We start from the raw sequence: 24960 nt of genomic DNA on the forward strand, positions 1-24960 counted from the left end.
CGAGGGCTTATCCCGCTGGGCCAGTTGCAGCGGCTGACATGGCGGGCCGGAGTTCCAAATCCTGACATTGCAGAATCTGCAATCGGGGTTGAGGCCGTGCGCCAACCTGAGAGGATGTGCCCCATGCAATCACAGTATGAACCCCCGCCGTCCCGGATGACGGGCGCGCGGTGCGCCGTGCATGTCGAGGCGCAGGCCATCGCCACCTGCACACGTTGCGGAACCTATGCCTGCGCGCAGTGCACCGTCCTGGGCCCTGATCGCGAGTACTACTGCCAGACGTGTATCTCGAAGGTGGCGGTGCTCGCGCCCGCGCCTCGGACCACCCGTCTGCTCGCCCAATTGGTGGACAGCCTCGTCATGAGCGTCCCGTTGTTCGTGGCGATGGGCATCTTTCTCGTCCTCATGCTCGCGAAGGTCGGGGATGACGAGTCGCGAGCCCTCATCGGCGTGGGCATGTTCGGGCTGGCGTTCTTGATGTCACTGGGCGTGCTCGGGTATCAGGCGTACCAGACCGTCGTGACCGGTCAGAGCATTGGCAAGCGGATGATGGGCATCCGGGTGGTGCGCAATGATGGGAGCCAGGCCGACTTCGTCCGGGTCATCCTGCTGCGCAACGTGGTGCCCTACCTCGTCAACCTGGGCTGCGGCCTGTTCTGGTTCGTCGATGTGCTCTTCATCTACGCCGAGGACCAGCGCTGCCTTCACGATCACATCGCGGACACGCGGGTGGTGAAGGTGGACGATGAGGCTCCCCCGTCCTTCGGGTAAGGCTCAGTCCTCGCCGAGCCGCTTGAGGAAGGTGGCATAGGCGAGGCCGAGCACCTTGGCCGCCTCCACGCGCCGGCCGCCCAGGCGTTCCAGCGTCCAGCGGGCGTAGGCGCGCTCCACCTCCTCCATGGGGCGGGGTGGGGCGGAGAGGGTGAAGGATTCCGGGCTGTCCGTAGCCGCCGAGCCCGTGGGGACTGGGGCTGCGGGTTTCACGCTCGCCAGCACGTCCAGTTGCAGCTCCGGGCCGGGCTCCATCACCAGTGCGCGCTCGAGGAGGTTGCGCAGCTCGCGCACATTGCCGGGGAAGGCATAGGCCTGGAGCCGAGCCCGAGCGCGCTCACCGAGCACCGCCTCGCGCCGCCCGAGCTCCCGGCGCAGGTCCGCGAGGATGCCTTCAGCCAGGGGGAGGATGTCCTCGCGCCGCTGCCGCAGCGGGGGGATGTCGATGCGGAAGACGCTCAGGCGGAACCACAGGTCCTCGCGGAACTCGCCGCGGACCATGAGGGCGGGCAGGTCCCGGTTGGTGGCGGCGACGATGCGTGCGCTGCTGGAGTGCTCGGTGGTGCCGCCCAGGCGTCGGAAGCGGCCCGAGTCGAGGAAGGTGAGCAGCTTGGCCTGCAGGCTCAGGGGCAGCTCGCCCACCTCGTCGAGGAAGAGGGTGCCCCCGTGGGCCACCTCCACCAGTCCACGGCGGGCAGTGCGCGCGTCGGTGAAGGCGCCCTTCTCGTGGCCGAACAGCTCGCTCTCGACTGTCTGCTCGGGCAGGGCCGCGCAGTTGACGTGGACGAAGGGGGCGCCCTCTCCTCCCGAGGAGAAGCCATGCAGGTGACGGGCGAGCATCTCCTTGCCCACCCCTGTCTCCCCTAGCAGCAGCACGGCGCTGCGGGGCGAGGCGGCGATGCGCTCCAGGGAGGCCAGCACCCGCTGCATCTCGGCCGAGGCGGGAGCGACGAGCCGGCGCCGTCCAGAGAGCTCGGCCTCGGCGGCGGCCAGTCGCTCCTTCAGGCGTCCCGTGTCCAGCGCCCGGCGCACGCGCAGCACCAGGTCCGCCAGCTCCACCGGCTTGGCCACGTAGTCCACCGCCCCCGCGCGCATCGCGTCCACCGCGCTGGCGATGTCTCCGTGCGCCGTCACCATCACCACCGCCGCTCCGGGCGCCTGGGCTTTCAGCTCGGGGAGGAAGGTGAGCCCGTCTCCATCCAGCAGCCTCCGGTCCAGCACCACCAGGGCGGGCGTGAGGCGCCCGAGCGCGGCGCGGGCCTCATGCAGCGAGCGCGCCAGGGTGACGGAGTAGCCCTCGCGCTGCAGGGCCGCCGCGCCCATCGAAGAGAAGGCCCGGTCATCATCGACGAAGAGGAGGGGAACGCTCATGCCGACAGCTCCTGGATGTCCGGGGAGTCATGGGGCGGCTGCACGGTCAGGTGCAGGGAGAAGCGGCTGCCGCCAGGGATGCGGGTGAAGGTCAGGCGTCCGCCCTGCTGCTCCACCGCGCGCCGGGCCATGGTCAGTCCCAGGCCCACCCCCTTGGGCTTGCTGGTGACGAAGGGCTCGAAGAGCCGGTTCTCGAAGTCGGGGGGCGGTCCACCCGCGTTGTCCTCTACCTCCACCACCGCCTCGCCGTCCTGCCGGCGCAGCCTCACCCGCACCTCGGGCGAGGCCACCTGTCCCAGGTCCTTGGCCGCTACGGCTGCCTCCATGGCGTTTCGCACCAGGTTATCCAGCGCGGTGGCCAGTAGCAGCGGATCTCCCAACAGGAGCAGCTCCCCACCGAGTTGGGCCTCCACGCGCACCTCCTCGGCTTCGGGTAGCACACGCAGCCCGTCGAGCACTTCGCGCACCAGGTGCGGCAGATCCACCGGGATGCAATGCACGCGCGACGGCTTGCCGAAGTGCAGCAGCGAGGTGGCCAGGTGGGCCAGCCTGTCGATCTGTCCGCGTATCGTGCGCACCGCCAGGCCCTGCTCCTCCGAGGGCGAGAGGATCCCGATGGCCGCCTTGAGGCCGTTGAGCGAGTTCTTCACCTCATGGGCGATGAGGCTGGCGGCCGAGCCGAGCGCGGCCATGGTCTCCTTCTCCGCCGCGCGTCGCTCCATCCGTAGGTAGAGCTGGTAGACGCGCCGCCAGTGCAGGCTGAAGAGGAGCAGCGTGCCCACCTGCAAGACGGCGAGCACGAGGAGCTGCAGCAGCAGCCGGTCGCGGATGGGGGCGAGGGTGGCGGTCTCGTCCGCGGCGAGCACCAGCCGCAGCTCCGTGCCCGGCACCGGCGTGGCCCAGGCGAACACCTTCCCGGCGAGCAGCTCCCACTCCTGGCCCCCTTCGGTCAGCAGGGACTCCACCTTCGCGGCGAAGCCCGGCGCGGTGGCCCAGGCGGGAGGGGACTCGGGGACGAAGAGGTCCCCATGGCGGTTGAGCACCAGCAGGGTGAGGTTCTCGCCGGTGGGCTGGGCCCCGGGCAGCTCCTCGCCCGTGTCGAGCAGGCCGACGACCATGCCCGCCGTGCGATTCTTGCGCACCACGGGGACGGCGACGACGAAGGTGGACGAGCCCGGAGCGAGCGCATCCACGGTGGGAGCCTGCTGGGCCAGGACGCGCTGGAACCAGGGGCGCTCGCGCAGCGAGGGCGTCACGGGCAGCCCGGGGGGCTCGCTCCAGACGGGTCGGCCCGCCGCATCCAACAAGAGGATGCCCTGGCGGAAGAGGCCCGCGTCTGGGGTGGCGAGGTCCTGCATGTCCTCGGTGGCCTTGTCCTCCTGCATGTCGGGGCCCACGCCCGCGGCCACACGCGACAGCTCGGACTTGAGCAGCTTCAGGTGCAGGCTGAGTGCCTGGGCGTACACCCGGGCCTCGCGTGCAGTGCGCGTGCGGAACTGGCCGCGCACCTCGAGGACGTCGCCGCGGTAGGAGAGCAGTGGCCCAGCCACGGCCACCAGGCCGAGCAGCACGAGGCCGGCGAACACGGAGCGGGTGAACTGCCGCTCCGCGCGGAAGGCCTCGGGATGGGAAGGGCCGGCCATCTCCGGAAGCAGGTGCGCCTCAGGCGCTGGCGAGCTTCGGGGCGGACTCGGACGTCGAGGTGGCGCCCGGGTTGAGGTTGCCCGTCAGGTACTTGCCGGAGAAGCAGGCGGTGCAGAAGGTGGTGCGCTCGCGGTCTCCCACCGAGGTGCCCAGGCCCTCCAGCGAGATGTAGCCCAGCGAGTCCGCCGTCACGTAGCGGGCAATCTCCTCCACGCTGTGGCTGGAGGCGATGAGCTCCTGCCGGCTCGGCGTGTCGATGCCGTAGTAGCAGGGCCACTGCGTAGGCGGAGAGGAGATGCGCAGGTGCACCTCCGCCGCGCCGGCCGCCTTGAGCATCTTCACGATTTTGCGGCTGGTGGTGCCGCGCACGATGGAGTCGTCCACCACCACCACGCGCTTGCCCTTGAGCACCTGGCGCACCGCGGACAGCTTCAGCTTCACGCCGAAGTGGCGGATGGACTGCTGGGGCTCGATGAAGGTGCGGCCCACGTAGTGGCTGCGGATGAGGCCCACGTCGTACGGAATGCCGCTCTCCTGGGCATAGCCAATGGCCGCGGGCACGCCCGAGTCCGGCACGGCGATGACCAGGTCCGCCCCGGGCGTCGGCTGCTCCTTGGCGAGCTGTCGGCCCATCTCCTTGCGCGTCTCGTACACGCTGGTGCCGAACAGCACCGAGTCCGGCTTGGCGAAGTACACGTGCTCGAAGATGCAGCGGCCCAGCCGCGTGGGCTGGAAGGGCTGGCTGGCGTGCAGGCCCGTCTCGTCGATGACCACCATCTCCCCGGCCTCGAGCTCGCGCAGGAACTCCGCCTCGATGAGATCCAGCGCTGTCGTCTCGCTGGCCAGCACCCAGCTGTTCTTCAGCATGCCGAGCACCAGCGGGCGGAAGCCGTTGGGGTCCCTCACCGCTACCAGCTTCTTGTCGGTGAGGAAGAGGATGCTGTAGGCGCCTTTCACCTTGGAGAGGGCCTCGACGACCTTCTGCTCGAAGGTGGGCTGCTTGGAGCGGGCGATGAGGTGGATGACCACCTCGGTGTCCGAGTCCGATTGGAAGATGGCGCCGTCGCCCTCGAGCTGGGTGCGCAGCTCCTGCGCGTTCACGAGGTTGCCGTTGTGTGCCACGGCCAGCTGGCCTCCCACGTACTCCACTGTGAGGGGCTGGGCGTTCTTGAGCTGGCTGACGCCCGCCGTGGAGTAGCGCACATGGCCGATCGCCGAGTGGCCCGGCAGCTTCTCGAGCGTCGGCGCGGTGAAGATGTCCGCCACGAGGCCCATCTCTCGGTGGGCCCGAAGGGTCTGGCTGTCCGAGGCGACGATGCCCGCGGACTCCTGCCCGCGGTGCTGCAGGGCATGCAGGCCGAGGTACGTCAGGTTAGAGGCCTCAGGGTTGCCAACGATTCCGAAGATCCCACACATGGCGCGAGCCTTACCCCCTTCGGGTGCCGAACGGAACTGGAGAACGGTTGTCCTATCGCGGGGTATTCCGGGAGTGAAGGTGGGGAGCAGCCAGGCAGGCAGACAGTCACCAGGAATTCCTCGTCTGGAGGTAGGCTTCGCCTCTTCATGTCTTCCCGCTGGCGGCGGCTGCTGCGCACCTTGCTTCCCTTGATGCTCCTGACGGTGGGCTCGGCGTACGCGCTCGCATCCTGGAACTGGTGCGGGCGGTGGGGCGAGCGGGCACCCGTGGTGCTAGGGCAGGCGAGCGCCGAGGGGCCGCTGAGGGCCGGAGCCGCGAAGGTGCCCCTGGCTCCGCCCTATCCAGTAGTGGTGGCCGGTTATGGGCCTCCCCGCCCCGAGGCCAACCAGGCAGACCCAGTGCCCCAAGCTCGGGCCGTGGTGTTGGCGGTGGGGAACGTGAAGGTGGGACTGGTGTCGCTGGAGTTGCTGCTGGCGCCTGACGCGCTCGTGGCCGCGGTGCGGGAGCGGACCGCCGGCTTGGGGCTTCAGCACGTGGTGGTGATGGCCACGCACGCGCACTCGTCCTTTGGAGGATATGACCCGCGGCTGGCGTCGCAGCTGATGGGCACCGGGCGCTTCCGGAAGGCCGCGCTGGAGGCCGCGGTAGCCGGAGCCAGCGAGGCGCTGCGTCAGTCCGTGGAGCGGCTCGCCGACGTCACGCTGGAGGTGGGGGCGGCGGGGGAGCCGGGGCTGGTGCGCTCGCGCTCGGCGGGAGAGACCCCGGATGGAGCGCTCACCCGTGCGCTGCTGCGGGGCGCGGAGGGGCCGGTGGCGGAGCTGCTGGTGTTCGCCGCGCACCCCGCGGTGGTGCCGAGGAAGCGGGACGTGGTGGATTCAGACTGGCCGGGAAGGCTGAGCCAGCTTCGCGAGGCGCAGGGTGGGGTGACGCTGGTGTTGCAGGGGGCGGGGGGCAACGTCTCGGTGGCCTTCAACGAGGGCGAGGGTGTGGAGAAGGCGCAGGGCTATGCGCAGGCGGTGTCGGGGCTGGCCGAGCGCGCGGTGCCGATGGCGGCCGGTGGCGCGAGGCTGGCCTTCGCACGGGTGGAGGTGGCGCTGCCGAGGCCGGACGCCTCGCGGCTGGTGCCGTCGTACTCGCGAGCGGCGGGGGACAACTTCCTGTGCGCGTCGACCTCACGGACGGCGGAGGTGGGGGCGCTGACGCTGGGGCCGCTGGAGCTGTTGCTGCTACCGGGCGAGCCCACCGTGGGAGCGGGGGCGGTGCTGGTGCAGCGCGCGGGCGCCACCGGGGTGCTGGGGCTGGCGGACGGCTACCTGGGCTACGTGGAGACGCCGGAGCGGGTGGAGGCGCGCGAGGGCGAGGCACGCCGCCAGTATTTCGGCCCCACACTGCTGGAGCGCCTGGCCACGGGGGCGGATGAGGCCGCCCGGGCCGCGGGCTTCACGCGCTGAGCAGCGCGCTCACAGCTTTTCGAACTTCGAGTCCTCGTCACGCTTCTTGAAGAGCAGGGCGGTGCGGCCCAGGAGCTGAGCCAGCTCGGCGCCAGTGCCCTCGGCGAGCTTCTTGGCGGCCTCGTGGCGGTCCTCCGGGCCCTCGTTGATCTTCACCTTGATGAGCTCGTGGTCGTTCAGCGCCTGCTCGACGGCGGCGATGACGCCCTCGGTGACGCCCGACTGGCCTACGATGACCACCGGCTCCAGGTGGTGTCCCAGCCCGCGAAGATGGCGGCGCTGTTTTCCGGTCAACGGCAAGATGCTTCTCCTCGTGTAGGGGAGCGCTTGGAGGCACTCCCGGGGTGGCGCACCCTACTTCTTTTGCGCCGCCATGCGGATCTCCCGCTGTGCGTCGATGTGATTTGGCTGAATCTCCACCGTCTTCTGGAAGTGCTTCAGCGCGCCGCTGTTGTCGCCACATAGCTTGGCGATGACGCCCAGGAAATAGTGCGCCGAGGCGACCTTCTCGTTCTGCTTCAGACACGCCTGGATGTCGCGGTAGGCCTCGGTGTAGCCCGCCTTCTTGTCCTCGAAGGTGAAGAAGCGGGCGTAGCCGCGCCACGCGTAGAACTCGGGCTCCTCGGGGTTGAGCTGGATGGCCTCGTCGAGCAGCTTGGCCGCGTCGGCGAACTTCCGGGCCTTGATGTAGTGGCCGGCCTTGCGGAAGAGCTCCTCGCTCTTGAGGATGGCCTCCACGTCCACCTGCGCCGGCTGGCTTCCACCGGTCTTGAGATCCTCGAGATAGGCGGCGCGGCTCTTGTCATCCGAGAGCGTGCGGTAGGCATCGCCGATGTAGGCGAAGATGTCGGCCTTGAGCTTCTCCAGCTCCGGAGGCGCGCCGGGAGGCAGCGTATCCGGGTGGTACTGCTTGGCCATCTTGAAGTAGGCGATCTTCACCGCCGGGCCATTGGTGTCCGCGCCCAGGCCCAGGCGCTCGAAGTGGTTCTGCTCCTTCAGCTTCTCAGCGAGCTCTCGGAGCGCGGGAATCTCGTTGGCGCCTGGTGCGGAGCCCGGGGCCGCGGCGGCAGCAGCGGGGGCTGGGGCGGGAGCGGCCGGTTTCGCTGCGGGCGGAGCGGCGGCGGGTGCTGCTGGACGAGGCGCCTGGGTCGCGGCGGGAGGAGGTGAGGCGGGTTTCGCCGCGGCGGGGGCCTGCGGAGCGGCGGCCGGGCGGGGGGCAGTGGCCTGGGGCGTGGCGCCGGCCTGGGCGACACCTGGAGCTGTCGTACCCGGGCGGGCGGCCTGGGGCGCGGCGGCGGGTTTGGCGGCGGGGGCTACGGGGGGCGCCGTCTTGGCGGCGGGGGCTACGGGGGGCGCCGTCTTGGCGGCAGGGGCTACGGGGGGCGCTGTCTTGGCGGCGGGCTGGGCCCCGGCTGGGTTCGCCTGCGCGCCGGGCGGTGGCGCCGTGCGCTGGGCGACGGCCGCGAAGGACACGCCGTTGAGTTCCTTGAGGAGGAACACGATCCGCAGCAGGTGATCAGCGTCCTGGGGCAGGTCATTGAGGAGCTGGCCAGCCGAGCGCACCCCGTCGATGAGGGCGAGCACGCGCACCTCGTGAGGGGTGAGCCGCAGGTCACCGGTTGCCACGAGGCCGCTGGCCTTCATCACCGGCAGGTTCAGCACGGGCTGCAGCCGGCGGCGGAGGTCCGCGCTGGGGATGCGGCGCACCAGGTCGCTCAGCACGGCCCACTTGTTGCCCAGCGGCATGGCCTTGGCGGGGGGCAGCTCCTTGGCCTCGAAGGTGAAGGTGCCGGACTCGGCGCGCAGGCCCTTGAGGAGGATGGACTGGGCGCGGTGGGCGAGCTGGGTGAAGGCGGAGGCGGGCTGGAGGAGTCCCAAGCCAAAGAGGGCCCCGAGCAGCTCTCCGCCGAAGCGGCCCCGGGCGGCCTCGGCCTGCTGGAGCTGCTCGGGTGTGGCGAGCTTCGCCTGGAGGAGCCAGTTGCCCAGCGCGTCCTCGGGGTGGGAAGAGTCGATGAACTCGGGGTTGCCCTTGCGGAAGTGGATGCTGACGGCGCAGTCCGCGAGGGTGAGCTTGAGCAGCCCCGAGTGGTTGCCGGCGGCGATGAGGCCGTAGAGGCGCACAGGGGAGTGCGTCTCGAGCTGTCCGCTGGTGGGAGGCGGCTCCTCGGGGACCGAGGGGGCAACGGCGGCGAAGGTGGCGGACGGGCGCGCGGGGACCGGTGCCGGAGCGGCGGCTGGAGGCGCTGCCGGGGCGGGTTGGGTGGGCGCGACGGGGCGTGGGGCGGCCGAGGCGGGCCCAGGCGCCATGGTGGGCGGCGGGCGGGCGGCAGCAGCGGGAGCACCCGGAGGCATGGCACCGGGGTTGGCGACGGGCACACCTGCCCCGGGGACGGGAGGGCGAGTGACGGCCGGGCCGGCGACGGGAGGACGGGCGACAGCACCCGGACCGGCGACGGGAACACCAGGACCGGGACCAGGCGGACGGGCGACAGCACCCGGGCCGGCGACGGGAACACCAGGGCCGGGAGGACGGGCGACAGCACCCGGGCCGGCAATAGGGACCCCTGCGCCAGGAACGGGAGGCCGGGTGACGGCTGGGCCGGCCACGGGCACGCCAGGGCCGGGAACGGGAGGACGGGCGACGGCGCCAGGGCCGGCAACGGGCACACCCGCTCCGGCGACGGGAGGACGGGTGACGGCACGAGGAGCCGCCGTGGGCACACCGGGCGCGGCCGGGGCCGCGGGCGGACCGGGGGGAACGACGTCGCCCCACGTCTCGCGAGGGAAGGCGTCGCGCAGGTGCGGGAAGCGCCCGGGGAAGGCGAAGTTGATGCCGTCTTCGGACACCTGGAGCTTGCCCTGGATGATGCCGTTATCGATGAGCAGCTCGATGGTCGGCAGGGCGAGCGGGCCCCAGATGGTCCCCTGTTCGTTCCGCACGAAGTATTGCCGGACTTCTCCCTCCGCCATCTCGGATGTCGCTCCTTGTATGCCTGGACCACCCTAACCCCGTCGCCGGGACAGGGAAAGCAAGCTGCCAGTCGAAGTCACCGTTAGGGGGTCTCCAGGGAGGCCAGGCCGAGGATGCTCAGGCAGGTGGGGTCCGCCTCCTGGGCGCTCGGTGGGTCGAAACAGTGGACCTCGGTGTCGAACACCTTGCACAGGCCCTTGGGGGTAGCGGCGCAGGCCACCTTGGAATAGGCCTTGGTGCAGCCGTAGCCGCACACCGGCTGGCCGTCGCTGAGCTGGCACTGCAGGGCGGGCAGGTTCTTGCCCCAGGTGCAGAGCGTCTCGGCGGGCGGGTCGAAGCAGGTGAGCTGGATGCCATCGCTCTTGCAGGCGCCCACGGGCGTCTTGTTGCAGGCCACCTTCCCGGAGCCCGTGGTGCACTTGTAGCCGCACGCGCTCTCCACGCCATTGCTGCGGCACTCGGCGCGAGGCGTGTCCTTGCCATGGACGGCGTACACCTCGGGGGGCGGATCGAAGCAGATGATCTCGTCATTGCGCCCGACGCACACGCCGGCGGGTGTCCGCGCGCACTTCACCTTGCCGGGCTGCGTGGCGCACTGGTAGCCGCAGGCCACCTGTCCGTCGATGACCTTGCACTCTGGCTCGGGCAGCGCGCTGCCGTAGATGCGGACGATGTGGGGCGGCGGATCGAAGCAGACGGCCTGGCCGTCGAGGATCTGGCAAGAACCCTGGGGAGTTTGCGCGCACTGGACGCGCCGCCCGTCCGACTTGCACTGGTAGCCACATGCCACGTGCCCATCGATGGACCGGCAGGTGGGACCCTTTGGATCCACGGGGGCGGCGGACAGCAGCACGAGGGTCATCACGGAGATGAGGGGCGCGAGCACGGGGGGACCTCGGCGGGGGGCGTTTCCCCGAATTGACGCCCAGAGTCGACGCGCGCGCAAGCTTTGGACGTGGTAGGTGCCCGCTCGTGGATGTCACCCAGCTCGAACTTGTCCTGTTGTGTGTCGCGGCCCTCACGGCAGGTGTGGTGGATGCCATCGCAGGAGGAGGCGGGTTGGTGACGCTGCCCGCTGTCCTGGCGACCGGCCTGCCGCCGCACGTGGCGCTGGGCACCAACAAGGGGCAGTCCGTCTTCGGCTCGTTCGCGGCGCTGGTGCGCTTCGCGCGGGCGGGGCTGCTGAACAGGAAGCTCGCGACGGTCACCTTCCCGCTGGGGCTGGTGGGCTCGTTTCTTGGCGCGGGGCTGGTGCTGCTGATGCGCCCCGAGGTCCTCAAGCCCCTGGTGCTGGTCCTGCTGGTGATTGTCGCTGTCTTCCTGGCCTTCCGCCGGGGGCCACCGCCTGGGGAGCGGCCGGCGCCTCCTCGCAATCGCATGCTGGCGCTGGGCGCCGTCATCGCGCTGCTCATCGGCACCTATGACGGCTTCTTCGGGCCGGGGACGGGCACGTTCCTCATCATCGCCTTCTCGGGACTGCTGGGGCACGGGCTGACGAGGGCCTCGGCGGACGCCAAGGTGGTGAACTTCGCCTCGAACCTCGCGGCGGTGAGCCTCTTCTCCTACCGGGGCCTGGTGCTGTGGCACGTGGCCCTGCCCATGGCGGCGGCCCAGTTCATGGGCGGGTGGATTGGGGCGCACCTCGCCGTGCGCGGGGGCGACAAGCTGGTGCGCAAGGTGGTGTTGCTGGTGGTGACAGCGCTCGTGCTCAAGCTGGGCCGGGACGTGTTCGCCGGCTGAGCCCACTCAGCCAATGAACACGAGCAGGCCGTGGCCGCGCTTCGCCACGGTGGCCAGGAACTTCTTCAGCTCCTCGAAGTAGGAGAAGAGCTCCTCTTCCGGATCCAGGTCGGGCGGCGGCTCTTCCCAGAAGCCCGGGTAGATGTCCTCTTCCTGCAGGCGCTTCGGGTCATAGCGCTTGCGCAGCGTGCTCTCGGGGAGCGCGCCGAGCGCCTTGGCGAGCTCCTTCACCTGCTCGGGGGTGAAGACGCGCGCGGTGCCCTCGTCCGAGGGGATGTCGCCCACGTCCTGGCCTCCACGCACCAGGAAGTCGAGCGGCGCCTTGCCTTCCCACGCCGTGCCCGTCAGCAGGTACTGCAGGCCGTGCCACGTCTCACCGATGTCGAGGTCCAGGAAGCGCGCGCCCTCCGCGTCTCCAAAGTCCTCCTCGTCATCGATGAACTCCTCGAGCTTGTCGGGGTGCTCGAACAGCTTCTGGCGCTGGGGGTCCGTCAGGCTGCGCAGGGTGCAGAGCATCTCCATCCGTTTCTCCTGCCCGGGTCACGGGGGGGCCGACCTTACCAGCGGTTCTCAACCCCCCGAAAGGATTGAGCTCACGAGGATGCATCCGCCGAAGTGGGGGGGCAACTCTCCCGGATTCAGGTGTTTTTCTCATTTTTCTTGGATGAGACTGTTTTCAGGGTCTCCCTCTGGGTGGAGATCCAGTTCATCCCCACCCGGTAGCGCGGAGCCGCTGCCCTGGAGGTTGTCTCATGAAGAAGCATCAGTTCGTTTCGACCCTGGCCATCGTGAGTGCCGTTCCGGCCTTGATGTACGGATGCGGCGGAGAGGGCGTTGACCTCGAGTCCAAGACCGAGGTCGCGGCCGTCGCGAGCACCGAGGCTGGTCTCGCGTGTACCACGACGATCACCTACGGCGACGCGTGGATGCGCCCGTCGGGGCACACGGCCCAGTTCGATGTAGCCAGCGGTTCGGTGACCTGGGACGGCACCTGCTACAACGACGGCGTCAACTCCTACGCAGTGCTCTCGAATGGGTGGAGGCCGTACTTCCTGGGCCTCAACTCCTGCGTGATGGCGTTCGACTCGACGTGCAACACCGCGCCCACGTGCTCGACGCGCATCACCTATGGCGCGGCGTGGATCCACCCGTCGCACCCGGCCATGTACGACGACGCTGGCGGGCGGGTGTTCTGGGACCGCGGCTGCGTCAACGAGGGCACCAACTCCTATGCGGTGCTCTCGAACAACTGGAAGCCGTACTTCACCGGCTCGAACGCGTGCGCCATGTCGTTCCGGTACACGGACTGTGGAGGCCTCTACAAGAACCCGGTGTTCCCCAACGACTGCGCGGATCCGGGCGTCGTGCATGATGGGACCCAGTACATCGCCACCTGCACGTCGGGTGGTGCTGCCGACGCGTTTCCGCTCCGCACCTCGAAGGACCTGGTGACCTGGACGAGCGCGGGCTTCATCTTCCCGTCGGCCCGGAAGCCCACGTGGGCCAGGGGTGACTACTGGGCGCCGGAGATCCACCGCGTCGGTTCTGGCTACATCGCGTACTACACCGCGCGTCATGCGGACGGAAAGCTGTCCATCGGTGCCGCTACCGCCACGAGCGCGCTAGGGCCCTTCACCGACATCGGGGCGCCCCTCGTGCACGACTCGGCCATGGGGATGATCGATGCCACCATGTTCGTGGACACCGCCGGGACGCGCTACCTCGTGTGGAAGGCGGACGGCAACGCGGTCGGTCAGCCGACGCCCATCTATGGACAGCAGCTCTCGGCGGATGGCAGGTCGCTCGTCGGCACGCGCAGGACGCTGATCTCCAACAACCTCGCTTGGGAAGGCGGCGTCGTCGAGGCCCCGTGGGTCGTCGCGAAGGACGGCTACTACTACCTCTTCTACAGCGGTAACGCCTATTACAACAGCACCTACGCCATTGGCGTTGCCCGTGCGACCAGCCCGCTGGGTCCGTACACGAAGCTCGGCGCGCCGATCCTCAAGACGGCGGGCGGGTGGGTTGGCCCGGGGCATGGCTCGGTCGTCCTTTCGCCCGCGGGCACCACCACCATGGTCTATCACGCGTGGAACAGCGCTCACACCGCGCGCGTCATGCTCATCGACCCCATCCTCTGGAGCAACGGCTGGCCCGCGATGCCCGAGGCGCCGTCCGCCAGCTCGAGGCCGATGCCGTAGGCACTCAGGGCAAGAGCAGCTCCTCCACGCGTCGCTGGACCTCCGCCACCTGCTCCCGGGTGGCGATGAAGGCCCCGTTGAATGCCGGGCACTCGTCCACGAGTTCCCGCATCGCGGCGAACGCTGCCTTCGAGAGGAAGGGAGCGAGGTGCATCCACCGCTTGCGGGAGGCCCAGGGCTTGCCGGCCGCGATGTCCCGTGCGAGCTCGGCGCGCGTCCGTGCGGCCTCTCGTCGTTCCGCGGGCACCCGGCGGGCGAGGGCGGCTTCGAACGCGCGAGCGCTCCGCATCACCACGTCCTCGTGGAGCACCCGCCAGCCCCGGCCAAAGGAGGGAACGAGCCCCTCCCGAGCGAGCAGTCCACCGGGATGCGAGCGGTCCTCGTCGGCCTCCGGGCTCTCTTCCAGCCCGAGGTTGCACGTGGCGATGGCCACCTGCGCGGCCTCCAGTGCGCGCAGGGGACGGCCCGCGTGGCCGCAGCCGGAGACCAGGACGTTGGACAGATAGCCCAGCTCCTGCATGCATCGTGAGAAGGCCTCGGGAGCCTCGCCCTGGAGCGTCGTCAGCGCCTCCCGGAGCGTCGTAGGCAAGGCGTGTGTCCCGGAGCCGTCGCCCGCGCCGAGCAGGGCCGCGGGGGTCTGCGACGTCAGCACCTCTGCCTCCTGGAGGAGATGGACGAGGGGCATGGCGGGGGAAGTCTGCTCGGGCTGTGCGCCTTCCATCCCAGGGGGCGGCGTCTGTGCGGCCTCCCGCTGGGCCTGGGTGTAGCCGCGAGTGACGGGGTCGTTTCCCACTTGCCCGGACCTCGCGAGGCCCAGGAAGGCCGCCGCGTCCGTTGGGGCAACGAAGCCCTCACGCTCCCGCCGCTCCTCTCGCGCCTGAGCCACGTCCGTTTCGAGCTGCTCCGCCGTGGTGAGGACGGCGTACAGCCCCCCGTTGTCCTCGATGTACTCCGAGGCGTGGTGGCAGCAGCGCTCGAGCAGGCGCGTGAGGAGCTCATGGTGCGCCTCGTCGAGCGCGACAAGCACCGAGAGAAGTGCGTCCCACGACTCCGGCCGGCGGGAGATGAGCAGGAACCGGTCCAGCTCATGGCTCAGGCTGCTCTCCAGCGCCTTGTCCACGAGGGCCTCGTCCTCCAGCCCTTCGTTCGAGCGCAGGCGGCTCATCGTCAACACGTCCAGATCCAGCACGAGCATCTGACCGGACAGCGCGAAGGTGACGAAGTCCTCGTCCATCTCCGCGAGCCTGGCGGCTGCACGGTCGGCGCCCATCTCGAGCATCACCTCCAGCCAGAGGCCGAAGCGCTCCGGGTCGAACCGCTCTTCCTGGCCGGGGCGTTCACTGCGCCACAGGTCCTCGTCGAAGATGCGCGCCAGTTGCTGGGTCGTGGCGAGTGCCACCAGCTCTCCCGCGTCCTCCAGCCCGACATGGTGGATGAGGCGCGCCAGGGTGGGCGGTGGCAGGTGCTGGAGGGCCGAGACCTGCTCCGGGCTTTCGAGGATGCGGTTGAGCAGCGACTGGGTGCCCACGCCCTTCATCAGCTGGCTCGACGTCATGAATGACTCCCTTCATAGGTGAACGGTGGATTCATTTTTGGGGGAAGAAGAGATGCTGCCGGGCGAGCGGGGGGCCTCGCGCCAGCTCAGGACTCGAAGAGTGCTGTAAGCCCGACCAGGTGGTAGCGGGAGAGCGCCCCCACGGCCTCGCGGATTTCCTGCTCCTCATCGAGGTGACAGAGGAGGCGCCCCAAGGTTGTGACGTAGTTCCGGTAGAGCTCCTCGAGCGCGAAGCGCGTAGGGCGGGCAGGCCGGGCCTGGAAGTGGGCGATGGCGGATTTGATCAGGAACTGGACCAGCTCCTCCGCGAAGTGCTCATGCGGGGTGCCCTCGGGGCTCGAGAGCAGCACGACGACGCGCAGGCGGTTGGCCAGGCAGAAGGCCAGGACTTCCTCGGAGACCAGGCGGTAGGGCGCGGTGGGCTCCAGCCTCCGAATGTCCTCCACGCCCCGGGCCGCCTCCACGCGCTGTCTCAGGAGCCGCTGCAGGGTGGTGACGAAGGTGTCGGGGATGACGGCCTCGTAGAGGGCGCTCTTGTTCTCGAAGTAGCGGTAGATGTTGCCGGTGGAGACCCGGGCCGCGGAGGCAATTTCCGCCATGCTGGCGCTCCGGAAGCCCTTGCGTGCGAACACCTCGAGCGCGGCCGCCTGGATGGCCTCCTGGACCTCGTCCTTGAGGTACTGCGCCATCACCCACCTCCGCCATAAGTGAACGGCTCGTTCTCTTTTATGCCTCGGCGCTGGCGGTGGCAAGGGCCGGAGGGGGCAGCCGGGCGGGCGAGCACCCGGCTGCGCGGGCCCTGGGCTCGAGGTCACCCGTGGGCAGTGAGGGAGGGGCTCACCGCGCCTCAATCAGCATCGGCAGGCCGTTGCGCGAGCCGAGGGTGCCAGACATGTCGATCTGCGGCACGTGGCCGGGCTTCATCCGCAGCTTGAAGCGGCGCGCGAGCATCGCCGCCATCACGTGGGTCTCGAGCAGGGAGAAGTTGTTGCCCAGGCAGATGCGCGGCCCGATGGCGAACGGGTGGTAGGCGTGCGCATGACGCGCCGACTCGCGCTCGGGCAACCACCGGTCGGGCTCGAAGCGCTCCGGCTCCTCCCAGAAGTCGGGGTGCCGGTGAGTGGCGTAGGAGAAGACGAGCGTCATCGTGCCAGCCGGGATGCGGACCCCATCGAGCTCGTCATCGGCGACGGCGTCACGGGCGTACATCGGCGCGGCCGGATAGAGCCGGAGGACCTCCTTCACGACCTGGAGGGTGTACGGGAGCTTCCTCAAGTCGTTGAGCGTCGGAGGCGCGTCGCCCAGCACCGCGTCCAGCTCGGCGTGCAGCCGCCGCTCCACCTCCGGGTTTTGGGACAGCGCGTACCACAAGAACGAGAGCGTCCGTGCCGTGGTCTCATGCCCGGCGGCGAACATGGTCAGGCCGTTGTCCACGAGGAGCTGCTCCGCCATGAACGTCCCCGTCTCCTCGTCCTTGGTGGTCATCAGCTTCGTCAGCAGATCATCCGGCCACTGCTCGGTGGGGAGCGCCCGGCGCCGCGCGATGAGCTCCTGGATGTAGGCCGTCACGAGCTTGTGAGCCCGGTGGAACCGCAGGTTCCCGGGGGTGGGAAACCACATGGGCACCTGGATGGGGCGCGTCCGCAGGCTCGAGATGTGGGTGACCAGCGTCTCGATCGAGTTCTTGATGCGCATCAGGGTCTCGCCCGAGTCAGTACTGAAGACCGAGTGGAGGATGACGGCGGCGGTGACCTGCATCATCTCGTCGAGCATCTCGACAGGGCGGCCGGAGCCCTGGTGCTGGGACTGCCAGTGCTCGATGAGCCGCTGCGTGTCGGAGATGAAGATGGGGAAGAACTTCTCCACGCCGCGAGGGGTGAAGAACGGCGCCATGAGCTTGCGCTGCCGGCGCCAGGCATCCCCGGTGGCGGTGACGATGCCCTCGCCGAGCAGCAGCTCGCGCAGGACGTCGTAGCTCTCGGCCTTGTCATAGTGCTCGCGGCCCGTGACGTTGACGTGGCGCACGTGGTCCGGGTGGGTCACCAGCACGAACGACTGCGAACCCATCCGGACGCGGAGCAGATCCCCGTGCTGGCGCCAGGTATTCATCATCCAGCCGAGGAACCCCTCTCGCCGGATCGCCTTGAGCAGCTCGAGCTTGGAGGGGGCGTACTCCTTGAGGGGACGGGGCGTGTCGATGGAGAGTGCCGTATTCATGGTCGTGGAGTCAGGCCGGGGCCAAAGGGAGGATGTTGAGCTGCTGACGCACCGCCTCGACTGGCGCCTCCCAGGAGCGCTCGTACCTCATGCTGACAAGCTTCTCGGATTGCTGGCCCCGCCGGTACGCCGCGCGCACCTTTCGCGCGTACTTCCAGAAAGGAGGGAGGCCATGCGGACGAGCCAGCGCGGCGAACAGGAGGATGAGGACGCTCGTGCGGAGTCCAAGGTTGCCGGCCACGAAGGCTTGGAGCTCCATCTCGCCGAGCGCGTCTGTCCTGTAGCCGGTCACCACGTGGTGGAGGTCGTGCGTCTCCCGGTACCACTTGATGAGGTAGTCCACGTCGTTGCGGACCTCGTACGGGCTCTCGAACGGCTGGATGCCGTTGTCCGAGAAGTAGCGGGCGAATGCGTTCCCGAGCGTCCCTTCGGGAAGCCGGCCGAGCGCCGCGAGGTCGATGTTGCTGCGCTGGAGGCTGGGGCGTGAGGTGAGCAGCTCCCGGCCGTTCTCGCTCTTCGCCAGCTCCGTGCAGAGCCGATAGAAGATGTCGCTGTCGAGGCTCGCGTTGAACAACGGCGCCGCGATGCCGTCATCGGGGCGCTTCTCGAGGACCTTCAGTGCCCGGACTGCCACACGCAGCCGTGTGAACAGTGACGCGCCTTCGGGCAGGAAGAGACCATCTTCGATGCGTGAGGTGGGTGAGCTGAAGTTCATCGCGGTTCTCCGCCGGTAAGTGAACCCTGGCAGTTTATGCCACAGGACTGGCAGAAACCGCCACCCGCGTCAGAGTGGGGAGAGGTGCGCCCCCGCCCCCGGTTGTGACAGTTCCTGCCACGACTTGTTAGGCTCCGTGCCATGTCTCAGCGAGTGCGCCCCCAACTTCAGGAACGACCGGCCGCAGGTGCGGACCGGGAGCCTCCGCCCCTCACCATCGCTCCGCGCGAGGGGCGCGACTGGGCGATGCTCGAGGCCTCGCGTGCCGTCATCGGCCTGTTCATGCGGGAGCGCACGAGCGACTTCACCGTCAAGGAGCTCGCGGCCCACGCGGGCCTCTCCGAGCGGACCTTCTACCGGTACTTTCCCCGGAAGGAAGACGCCATCCGCCCTGCTGTCGACGCGGGGCTCGCGCGCATCGTCTCCGACATGCGTGCCGCACCCCGCAGCCGGCCCCTGGGTGAGGCGATGGTGGAGGCGCTCAGCCGATCCCTCGCGGAGGGGAGCGCCATGAACTGGGAGAACCTCCTCCCCGTGCTGAACGAGACGGAGATTCTCCGCGCGGTGTGGTTGCAGATCCTCACCGACGCGGAGGTTGCTCTCGCGCACGTCGTCGCCGAGCGGCTGGGTATCTCCCCGGACTCGCAGCGGGCGCGCCTGGCCGGTTCCGTCCTGGCCACCGCGGGACGCCTCGCGCTGGAGCAGCCGTTCTCCGCGGGACGGAAGCGCGACTCGGGCGAGGTTCTCGCCGAGTGCCTCGAGTTGCTCGGCCCGAACCTGTTCGAGGAGCCCGCGGGTGGGCGCAGGCCCGTGAGCCGCTCACCGCCCCGGAGCTCCCGCCAGGGACGCAGGTAGGCTCTACCCTCTACGGTGGGGTACTCCGGCAAGCTCCTGGCCCAGTGCTCGCCTCCGCTTGGAACCCTGGGTGCGCATGGGTGCCTTCCTGCCGGGCCGCCGAAGAACGTAGAACAATGGTGCGTATAAGAAGGATAGGGCAACTCACGGGCACCGTTGCCCCATGGGGTGGATTGGACCTAAGAGGTAACTGACCCCGTTCGTGAGTTAGGCCCCCGCCACTGATTCGAGGACGCTGCATGTCGCAAACCCCTCTGCACATCGCCCAGGACTTTCCTGCCACCTCGGTCGAGGAGTGGCGTCGCCTCGTGGACAAGGACCTGAAGGGAAAACCCTTCACCTCGCTCCAGTCCGCGCTCGAAGGGGGCCTCACGCTCCAGCCGCTGTACACGCGAGAGGACGCGGGCCCGGCCGCTGCGCCCGAGCCACCGGGCGTCGCCCCCTTCGTTCGAGGGACGAATGCGCTCGGCCTGACGGAGGGCGGCTGGCTCGTCTGCCAGGAGTACAGCGAGCCCGACGTGGCTACCGCGGCCGAAGCCATCCGGGTCGATCTCGAGCGGGGTGTCCTGGGTGTGTGGCTCCGCCTTGGAGAGACCCAGGGCATCCGCGTGCGGAATACCGCGGACATGGAGCGTCTCCTCGCCTCGGTCCCGCTCTCCAGGACTCCCGTCTATCTCGAGTCCGAGGAGGACCCGACGCTCTCTGCGACCTTCCTGCTTCAGGTCGCCGACCGCACCCGGACTTCGCAAGAGGCCCTCCAGGGTTGCCTCGGATTGGATCCGCTTGGTGTTCTGGCTCGCACGGGCGCGCTGCGGAGCGGGCTCCAGGCGGCCTTCACCGAAGCGGCTCCGCTCATCACGTCCACGCGCAAGGGCTCTCCGGGGCTGCGCGCGCTGCTCGTCTCGACGCGGGCCTACGCCGATGCGGGCGCTACGTCCGTGCACGAGCTGGCCTGGGCGATCGCCACTGGTGTGGAGTACCTGCGAGGGCTCGAGCGCGCCGGAATCCCGCCCGAGGATGTAGCCCGCTCCCTCCAGTTCTCGTTCTCGGTGGGCAGCCAGTTCTTCCCCGAGATCGCCAAACTCCGAGCGGCGCGGCTCCTGTGGTCCAAGGTCGTCGCGGCCTCGGGCGGCTCTCCCGAGGCGCAGGCCATGGTGCTCCACGCCCGCACCGCGGCCGCCACCAAGTCGCGGCGGGACCCCTGGGTGAACATGCTGCGGTCCACCTCCGAGTCCTTCGCGGCCGTCGTCGGTGGGGCCGACAGCATCACCACGTCGCCTTTCGACGAGGCCATCGGGCTGCCCGACGAGTTCTCCCGCCGTATCGCCCGCAACACGCAGCTCATCCTGCGTGATGAATCGAGCCTGAACCGCGTCGCGGACCCCGCTGGCGGCAGCCACTACATCGAGCAGCTCACCCGCGACATGGCCCGCGCCGCCTGGACCGAGCTGCGGCGCATCGAGGCGCTCGGCGGCATGACGGCCGCGCTCGTGCAGGGTGACATCGCCCGGGTGCTCGCGGAGACGGTCGCGGCCCGGAACAAGTCCATCCGCACGCGCCGCCTGCCCATCGTGGGCGTGAGCGAGTTCCCCAACCTCGACGAGCAGGCCGTGAGCAGAACGTCTCGCGCGTCCGAGACCGCGAGCCCCGTGTCGGCTGGACCTGCCGAGCTGCGGATGACGCCGCTGCGTCCGGTGCGTCTGGCCGATGCCTTCGAGTTGCTGCGGGATGCCAGTGATCGCCACCTCGCCGCGCACGGGCATCGTCCCCGGGCGTTCATGGCCAATCTCGGTACGGTGGCGGAGCACACGGCCCGTGCGATGTGGATTGCCAACGCGCTGGCTGCGGGAGGAATCGAGCCGGTGCAGCACCATGGCTTCGCCGATGTGGCCCAGGCCGCTTCGCTCATCGCCGCCTCCGGGGCCCGGCTCGTGGTGCTCTCTGGTCCGGACGCGATGTACCCCGAGTGGGTGCCTGCCCTGACCGCGGCCTTGAAGCAGCAGAGCGGACGAATCGTGGCCGTGGCGGGCCGCCCTGGTGAGCACGAGGCGGCGTTCCGGGCGGCGGGGGTCGACCTGTTCATCTACGCGGGTGGCGACCTGTTCGAGACCTTGTCTTCGCTGCACAAGCAGCTCGGAGTGTCCTGATGCGCAGCAACGTGCCGAACTTCGCGGAGATCGACTTCGACGCCCCCGAGACGCTCTCGCCCGCGTCCGCGCGCGACTCGCTGCGGCAGCACGCTCAGGAGAGCACCCAGCGCGCCGAGCCCTGGGTCACGCCCGAGGGCATTCCCGTCAAGCCCGTGTTCTCCGCCGAGGATCTCCAGGGCGTCGAGCACCTCGGGACGATGCCGGGTCTGCCTCCCTTCGTCCGGGGCCCATACTCGACGATGTACGTGCAGCAGCCCTGGACCGTCCGGCAGTACGCCGGCTTCTCCACGGCCGAGGCCTCCAACGCCTTCTACCGCCGCAACCTCGCGGCCGGTCAGAAGGGCCTCTCCATCGCCTTCGATCTCGCCACGCACCGGGGTTACGACAGTGATCATCCCCGGGTCACCGGCGACGTAGGCATGGCGGGCGTGGCCATCGACTCCATCAAGGACATGCGCATCCTGTTCGATCGCATCCCGCTCGATCAGATGAGCGTGTCGATGACGATGAACGGCGCGGTGCTCCCCATCCTCGCGCTCTACGTGGTCGCGGCCGAGGAGCAGGGCGTACGTCCCGAGCAGCTCAGCGGAACCATCCAGAACGACATCCTCAAGGAGTTCATGGTCCGCAACACGTACATCTACCCGCCCGGGCCCTCGATGCGCATCATCGGGGACATCTTCCGCTTCACGGCCGAGAAGATGCCCCGCTTCAACAGCATCAGCATCAGCGGCTACCACATGCAGGAGGCCGGGGCGACGCAGGACCTGGAGCTCGGGTACACGCTCGCCGACGGTGTCGAGTACGTGCGCGCGGGACTGGCGGCCGGGCTGGACGTGGATGCCTTCGCGCCGCGCCTGTCGTTCTTCTGGGCCATCGGCATGAACTTCTTCATGGAGGTGGCGAAGATGCGCGCGGCCCGGATGAGCTGGGCCAGGCTCATCAAGGGCTTCAGCCCGAAGAGCGCCAAGAGCATGGCGCTGCGCACCCACTGCCAGACGTCCGGTTGGAGCCTCACCGCGCAGGACGTGTACAACAACGTGGTCCGCACGTGCATCGAGGCGATGGCGGCCACCCAGGGACACACCCAGAGCCTCCACACCAACTCGCTCGACGAGGCCATCGCGCTGCCCACGGACTTCAGCGCGCGCATTGCCCGCAACACCCAGCTCTATCTCCAGCTGGAGAGTGGTACCACGAAGGTGATCGATCCGTGGGGCGGCAGCTACTACGTCGAGCGGCTCACCCATGAGCTTGCCCAGAAGGCGTGGGCGCACATCCAGGAGGTCGAGGCGCTCGGAGGCATGACCAAGGCCATCGAGAAGGGTCTGCCCAAGCTGCGCATCGAGGAGGCCGCCGCGCGGACGCAGGCGCGCATCGACTCGGGACGTCAGGCCATCATCGGCGTGAACAAGTACCCGCTCGAGCGCGAGGAGTCCCTGGAGATCCTCAAGGTGGACAACACCGCGGTGCGCGAGGCGCAGATTGCCCGGCTGCGCGAGCTGCGCGCCGAGCGCAACCCGAGCGACGTGAAGCAGAAGCTCGATGCGCTCACCCAGGCCGCTCAGCGCAATGAGGGCAACCTGCTCGCCCTGGCGATCGACGCAGCGCGCGCCAAGGCCACCGTGGGAGAGATCAGCGATTCGCTGGAGAAGGTCTTCGGGCGCTACGAGGCCACCGTGCGGAGTGTTTCAGGGGTGTATTCCAGCGAGGCGGGCAAGGATGCGCAGGGCATCATCAAGGCCCGTGAGAAGGCCGATGGGTTCCTGGCGAAGCACGGGCGGCGTCCGCGCATCCTCATCGCGAAGATGGGCCAGGACGGGCACGACCGCGGGCAGAAGGTCATCGCGACGGCGTTCGCGGATCTCGGCTTCGACGTGGACATCGGTCCGCTCTTCCAGACTCCCGAGGAGTCCGCCCGTCAGGCCGTCGAGAACGACGTGCACATCGTCGGCGCGAGCTCGCTCGCCGCGGGGCACCTGACGCTCGTTCCCCAGCTCAAGAAGGCGCTCGGGGAGCTGGGCCGTGAGGACATCATGGTGGTGGTGGGAGGGGTGATCCCCGCCCAGGACTACGAGGCCCTGCGAGAGGCCGGCGCCGCGGCGATCTTCGGCCCGGGCACGGTCATCGGGAAGGCGGCCATCGAGCTGCTCGACAAGCTCGACGCCGCGCTGGGGGATGCTTGAAGGCTTTGCCGGTCGAGACGTACGTCGAGGGCGTCCGGGCGAGCGAGCGCGCGATGCTCGCCCGCGCCATCACGCTCATCGAGAGCGAGCACCCCAAGCACGAGGTGCTCGCGCAGGAGGTGCTCACGCGGCTGCTGCCCTACACGGGTGGGGCGCTGCGGGTGGGGATCAGCGGCGTGCCGGGCGTGGGGAAGAGCACGTTCATCGACGCGCTCGGGATGTACCTGGTGGGGCTCGGCAAGCGCGTGGCGGTACTCGCGATCGATCCCTCGAGCACGGTCTCGGGCGGGAGCATCCTGGGCGACAAGACGCGGATGGCGCGGCTGTCGCGCGAGAGCCTCGCGTACATCCGTCCCAGTCCTTCCAGCGGAACCCTGGGAGGCGTGGCCCGGAAGACGCGCGAGACGCTGCTGCTGTGCGAGGCCGCCGGCTTCGACGTGGTGCTGGTGGAGACTGTCGGCGTCGGCCAGTCGGAGACGGTCGTGGCCGACATGGTGGACTTCTATCTGGTGCTCATGCTGTCGGGCGCCGGGGACGAGCTGCAGGGCATCAAGCGCGGCATCCTCGAGATCGCGGACATGATCGCGATCAACAAGGCGGACGGCGACAACGTGGTCCGCGCGGAGCGGGCTCGGTCCGAGTACCGCGCGGCGCTGCACCTGATGCGCCCGGGTGCTGAGCCCGTGGTGACGACCTGCAGTGCGCTGGAGAACTCCAACATCGAGCACGTGTGGTCGTCGATTCAGCAGCGCCTGGACACACAGCGGGCCTCGGGAGCGCTGGAGCAGCGCCGGAGGGTCCAGCAGGTCCAGTGGATGCGGTCGATGATCGAGGACGGACTGCGCGCCGCCCTGCATGCGCACCCTGGTGTCGCCGAGCTCGGGCCCGCGCTGGAGCGCGACGTACGGGAGGGCCGTGCGACCCCGACGCTGGCCGCCCGGCGTGTCCTGGGGGCCTTCCTCTCTGGCTCCCGGACGTAAAGACCCGTGGATGTCCCCTCTCCCTCTGGGAGAGGGCTAGGGTGAGGGTCTTCACCCGCCTCGTGTATCCGCAGGTGAGCTGGAAAAGGGGGGGGAGCGGCATGCGGTCTGTGGGTGTTTGCCCGCCGCGATGCTGGTCCGGGGCGGATGCACGGGCGATGACCCTCACCCCCCGCCCTCTCCCAGAGGGAGAGGGAGCATGCGCAACCTGTTCTACTCGACCACCACGAGCTTCGCGTTGATCTCCACCGCGGTGCCTTCCTTGGCGGGCAGCTCCACCACCTTGCCGGCCTTGGGGCTCTTCAGCTCGTTCTCCATCTTCATCGCCTCGACGACGACCAGGCCCTGGCCCTCCTTCACCTCGTCGCCCAGCTTCACCAGCACCTTCACCACCTTGCCGGGCATGGGGGCGGAGATGAGCTGCTTGCCCTCCACCGAGAAGCCCGCCGTGGCCGCGCGCAGCCGCAGCCGCCGCTCGTCCGCCACGTCAATGCGGGTCGTCTGCCCCCGCACCGACACCTGCACCTCGTCGCCCTGCTCGTCGAACTCGACGCTGTAGGACGTGCCATCCACCAGCATGGACACCGCGCCGTGGTCCAGCGTCAGCGCGTCCACGATGAAGGACTTCCCGCCGTGCGTGAGCTTGAAGCGGTTCTCTCCCGCCGGCTCGATGTCCACCGGCACCGCTTCCTTCTGTCCCTGCAGCTTCGCGAAGTAACGCATTGGAATCGATTCC

General features: G+C 69.2%; 20 protein-coding genes. 8 read left to right on the forward strand and 12 right to left on the reverse strand.

Annotated elements, in window-relative coordinates:
* Positions 1-123: 123 nt before the first annotated feature.
* Complete coding sequence (locus OV287_RS09185; protein ID WP_267533620.1) at positions 124-771, forward strand: RDD family protein; 648 nt, start codon at positions 124-126, stop codon at positions 769-771.
* Positions 772-774: 3 nt separating this feature from the next.
* Here the strand turns inward: OV287_RS09185 and OV287_RS09190 are convergent, their stop codons facing one another.
* The 3 genes from OV287_RS09190 to purF are packed head-to-tail and all read right to left on the reverse strand — an operon-like array spanning position 775 to position 5202.
* Positions 775-2142 (reverse strand): sigma-54-dependent transcriptional regulator, encoded by a 1368-nt coding sequence (locus OV287_RS09190; protein ID WP_267533621.1) that lies wholly within the window; start codon positions 2140-2142, stop codon positions 775-777.
* Positions 2139-3785 carry a sensor histidine kinase gene (locus tag OV287_RS09195; RefSeq protein ID WP_267533622.1) on the reverse strand — a complete coding sequence of 549 codons (1647 nt, stop codon included), beginning with the start codon at positions 3783-3785 and terminating at the stop codon, positions 2139-2141. The genes OV287_RS09190 and OV287_RS09195 overlap by 4 nt, the downstream gene beginning before the upstream one ends.
* Positions 3786-3804: 19 nt before the next feature.
* Positions 3805-5202 (reverse strand): amidophosphoribosyltransferase, encoded by a 1398-nt coding sequence (gene purF / locus OV287_RS09200; RefSeq protein ID WP_267533623.1) that lies wholly within the window; start codon positions 5200-5202, stop codon positions 3805-3807.
* Positions 5203-5349: 147 nt separating this feature from the next.
* Here purF and OV287_RS09205 point away from each other — a divergent pair, with 147 nt between their 5' ends.
* Entirely contained in the window at positions 5350-6654 is a 1305-nt protein-coding gene (locus OV287_RS09205) for a hypothetical protein (RefSeq protein WP_267533624.1), read from the forward strand.
* 9 nt (positions 6655-6663) lie between these two features.
* On the opposite strand, the gene yhbY is transcribed toward OV287_RS09205, so the two are convergent.
* From yhbY to OV287_RS09220, 3 genes are all read right to left on the reverse strand, one after another.
* Positions 6664-6954, reverse strand: a complete 291-nt coding sequence (gene yhbY, locus OV287_RS09210; RefSeq protein WP_267533625.1) for a ribosome assembly RNA-binding protein YhbY — start codon at positions 6952-6954, stop codon at positions 6664-6666.
* A gap of 54 nt (positions 6955-7008) precedes the next feature.
* Positions 7009-9624, reverse strand: coding sequence for a J domain-containing protein (locus OV287_RS09215; RefSeq protein WP_267533626.1), 2616 nt, complete (start codon positions 9622-9624; stop codon positions 7009-7011).
* 83 nt (positions 9625-9707) lie between these two features.
* Positions 9708-10511 carry a hypothetical protein gene (locus OV287_RS09220; protein ID WP_267533627.1) on the reverse strand — a complete coding sequence of 268 codons (804 nt, stop codon included), beginning with the start codon at positions 10509-10511 and terminating at the stop codon, positions 9708-9710.
* An 86-nt stretch (positions 10512-10597) separates the two neighbouring features.
* Here OV287_RS09220 and OV287_RS09225 point away from each other — a divergent pair, with 86 nt between their 5' ends.
* The gene (locus OV287_RS09225) at positions 10598-11365 is read left to right on the forward strand and encodes a TSUP family transporter (protein WP_267533628.1); all 768 of its coding nucleotides are present in this window, start codon (positions 10598-10600) and stop codon (positions 11363-11365) included.
* Positions 11366-11371: 6 nt separating this feature from the next.
* On the opposite strand, the gene OV287_RS09230 is transcribed toward OV287_RS09225, so the two are convergent.
* On the reverse strand, positions 11372-11887 hold the full coding sequence (locus OV287_RS09230; RefSeq protein WP_267533629.1) for a YfbM family protein: 516 nt from the start codon (positions 11885-11887) through the stop codon (positions 11372-11374).
* A gap of 230 nt (positions 11888-12117) precedes the next feature.
* Between OV287_RS09230 and OV287_RS09235 the strand changes: the two genes are divergently transcribed.
* A complete protein-coding gene (locus OV287_RS09235; protein WP_267533630.1) occupies positions 12118-13566 on the forward strand; it encodes a glycoside hydrolase family 43 protein in 1449 nt (482 codons plus the stop codon).
* Between the two features lie 4 nt (positions 13567-13570).
* Here the strand turns inward: OV287_RS09235 and OV287_RS09240 are convergent, their stop codons facing one another.
* From OV287_RS09240 to OV287_RS09255, 4 genes are all read right to left on the reverse strand, one after another.
* Entirely contained in the window at positions 13571-15121 is a 1551-nt protein-coding gene (locus OV287_RS09240; protein ID WP_267533631.1) for a DUF6178 family protein, read from the reverse strand.
* Positions 15122-15207: 86 nt separating this feature from the next.
* On the reverse strand, positions 15208-15810 hold the full coding sequence (locus tag OV287_RS09245; RefSeq protein WP_267533632.1) for a TetR/AcrR family transcriptional regulator: 603 nt from the start codon (positions 15808-15810) through the stop codon (positions 15208-15210).
* 148 nt (positions 15811-15958) lie between these two features.
* Positions 15959-17338, reverse strand: a complete 1380-nt coding sequence (locus OV287_RS09250; RefSeq protein ID WP_267533633.1) for a cytochrome P450 — start codon at positions 17336-17338, stop codon at positions 15959-15961.
* 10 nt (positions 17339-17348) lie between these two features.
* A complete protein-coding gene (locus OV287_RS09255) occupies positions 17349-18053 on the reverse strand; it encodes a Coq4 family protein (protein ID WP_267533634.1) in 705 nt (234 codons plus the stop codon).
* 141 nt (positions 18054-18194) lie between these two features.
* Between OV287_RS09255 and OV287_RS09260 the strand changes: the two genes are divergently transcribed.
* The 4 genes from OV287_RS09260 to meaB all read left to right on the forward strand — a co-directional run bounded on the left by OV287_RS09260 (position 18195) and on the right by meaB (position 24224).
* A complete protein-coding gene (locus tag OV287_RS09260) occupies positions 18195-18908 on the forward strand; it encodes a TetR family transcriptional regulator (protein WP_267533635.1) in 714 nt (237 codons plus the stop codon).
* 239 nt (positions 18909-19147) lie between these two features.
* The gene (locus OV287_RS09265) at positions 19148-21055 is read left to right on the forward strand and encodes a methylmalonyl-CoA mutase family protein (RefSeq protein WP_267533636.1); all 1908 of its coding nucleotides are present in this window, start codon (positions 19148-19150) and stop codon (positions 21053-21055) included.
* Complete coding sequence (gene scpA, locus OV287_RS09270; protein WP_267533637.1) at positions 21055-23244, forward strand: methylmalonyl-CoA mutase; 2190 nt, start codon at positions 21055-21057, stop codon at positions 23242-23244. Before OV287_RS09265 ends, scpA begins: the two co-directional genes overlap by 1 nt.
* Entirely contained in the window at positions 23241-24224 is a 984-nt protein-coding gene (gene meaB, locus OV287_RS09275; protein ID WP_267533638.1) for a methylmalonyl Co-A mutase-associated GTPase MeaB, read from the forward strand. Before scpA ends, meaB begins: the two co-directional genes overlap by 4 nt.
* Positions 24225-24437: 213 nt before the next feature.
* On the opposite strand, the gene OV287_RS56200 is transcribed toward meaB, so the two are convergent.
* Positions 24438-24947, reverse strand: coding sequence for an acyl-CoA carboxylase biotin carboxyl carrier protein subunit (locus OV287_RS56200; RefSeq protein WP_308809555.1), 510 nt, complete (start codon positions 24945-24947; stop codon positions 24438-24440).
* Between the last annotated feature and the right edge of the window lie 13 nt (positions 24948-24960).

Origin of the sequence: Archangium lansingense, assembly GCF_026626635.1 — a bacterium.
In the GTDB taxonomy this organism is placed as follows: domain Bacteria; phylum Myxococcota; class Myxococcia; order Myxococcales; family Myxococcaceae; genus Archangium; species Archangium lansingense.

Bases quoted from the DNA above. Each gene is read 5' to 3' on its own strand.
- OV287_RS09255 (WP_267533634.1), bottom strand. From the start codon at position 18,053: ATGAACTTCAGCTCACCCACCTCACGCATCGAAGATGGTCTCTTCCTG.
- purF (WP_267533623.1), bottom strand. From the start codon at position 5,202: ATGTGTGGGATCTTCGGAATCGTTGGCAACCCTGAGGCCTCTAACCTG.
- OV287_RS09195 (WP_267533622.1), bottom strand. From the start codon at position 3,785: ATGGCCGGCCCTTCCCATCCCGAGGCCTTCCGCGCGGAGCGGCAGTTC.
- OV287_RS09190 (WP_267533621.1), bottom strand. From the start codon at position 2,142: ATGAGCGTTCCCCTCCTCTTCGTCGATGATGACCGGGCCTTCTCTTCG.
- scpA (WP_267533637.1), top strand. From the start codon at position 21,055: ATGCGCAGCAACGTGCCGAACTTCGCGGAGATCGACTTCGACGCCCCC.
- OV287_RS09260 (WP_267533635.1), top strand. From the start codon at position 18,195: ATGTCTCAGCGAGTGCGCCCCCAACTTCAGGAACGACCGGCCGCAGGT.
- OV287_RS09245 (WP_267533632.1), bottom strand. From the start codon at position 15,810: ATGGCGCAGTACCTCAAGGACGAGGTCCAGGAGGCCATCCAGGCGGCC.
- OV287_RS09230 (WP_267533629.1), bottom strand. From the start codon at position 11,887: ATGGAGATGCTCTGCACCCTGCGCAGCCTGACGGACCCCCAGCGCCAG.
- OV287_RS09265 (WP_267533636.1), top strand. From the start codon at position 19,148: ATGTCGCAAACCCCTCTGCACATCGCCCAGGACTTTCCTGCCACCTCG.
- OV287_RS56200 (WP_308809555.1), bottom strand. From the start codon at position 24,947: ATGCGTTACTTCGCGAAGCTGCAGGGACAGAAGGAAGCGGTGCCGGTG.
- OV287_RS09240 (WP_267533631.1), bottom strand. From the start codon at position 15,121: ATGACGTCGAGCCAGCTGATGAAGGGCGTGGGCACCCAGTCGCTGCTC.
- OV287_RS09205 (WP_267533624.1), top strand. From the start codon at position 5,350: ATGTCTTCCCGCTGGCGGCGGCTGCTGCGCACCTTGCTTCCCTTGATG.
- OV287_RS09235 (WP_267533630.1), top strand. From the start codon at position 12,118: ATGAAGAAGCATCAGTTCGTTTCGACCCTGGCCATCGTGAGTGCCGTT.
- OV287_RS09185 (WP_267533620.1), top strand. From the start codon at position 124: ATGCAATCACAGTATGAACCCCCGCCGTCCCGGATGACGGGCGCGCGG.
- OV287_RS09250 (WP_267533633.1), bottom strand. From the start codon at position 17,338: ATGAATACGGCACTCTCCATCGACACGCCCCGTCCCCTCAAGGAGTAC.
- OV287_RS09215 (WP_267533626.1), bottom strand. From the start codon at position 9,624: ATGGCGGAGGGAGAAGTCCGGCAATACTTCGTGCGGAACGAACAGGGG.